Source organism: Micrococcus sp. LASM2_SD2 (assembly GCF_057364565.1).
Window position 1 is genome coordinate 1 of sequence record NZ_JBNFOB010000449.1, and the last position, 757, is coordinate 757.

At 65.0% G+C, this 757-nt stretch carries 1 protein-coding gene; it reads right to left on the reverse strand.

Annotation, left to right across the window (positions count from 1 at the left end):
• Positions 1–220: 220 nt before the first annotated feature.
• Positions 221–535 carry a helix-turn-helix domain-containing protein gene (locus tag AC2W7A_RS13045; RefSeq protein WP_485991696.1) on the reverse strand — a complete coding sequence of 105 codons (315 nt, stop codon included), beginning with the start codon at positions 533–535 and terminating at the stop codon, positions 221–223.
• Positions 536–757: the final 222 nt, after the last annotated feature.

Sequence of the window (757 nt, forward strand, 5' to 3'; positions counted from 1 at the left end):
TTCACGCCCTCCCCGGCCAGGACCATATGCACCCGCCGGTGCCCGTACCGGCGGCCGTTGCCGGCCACGATCCTCCGGATCCGGGCCTTCAGGTCCGTGTACCGGTCCACACGATCGGCCACCAACACCTGGTGGAAGTACGTCGAGCGGGCCAAGCACGCGACCTGCAGCAACACCCTGAGCGGGAACCGTGCCCTGAGACTGGTCACTGCGGCTGCTCTCACCGCAGTCCTTGCTGTCTCAAGGCCTTGAGTTTTTCCAGGTAGGCGACCTTGGCCCGCAGGAACTCGTTCTCACGCTCCAGGTCCGCCACACGGTCCTGGCCCGGTGCCGGGGCCGGCTTGCGCCCGGGCTTCTTCGGGCGCAGACCGTCCTGACCGTGTTCCCGGTAGTCCTGGGCCCACCGCTGGATCAGTCGAGGGGTCGAGACCTGGTACTCGGCCGCCAACGCGTTGGCGGTCTCACCGGCCAGATACCTCCGGGCGATCAGCAGCTTCGTCTCGAACGAGTACGTCTTCTTCGATGGGTTGGCCACAAGAGCCAGCTTCCCATGCAGCCGCCACCGGTACTCCAAGCGTTCGACCGACCACACAGGTGCTCCGGTCATCCTGGCGACCACCACGTGGTGATGGCCTTGCTCGAACAGGTCGATGGCCTGTTCTCGTTGTTCTGGTGTGAGTTTCGATGGTGCTGGCACAGCACTGCTCCCCGGGTGAGTCGGACTTGAATAGGAGTCCAACTTCCGGGGAGCAGTGCA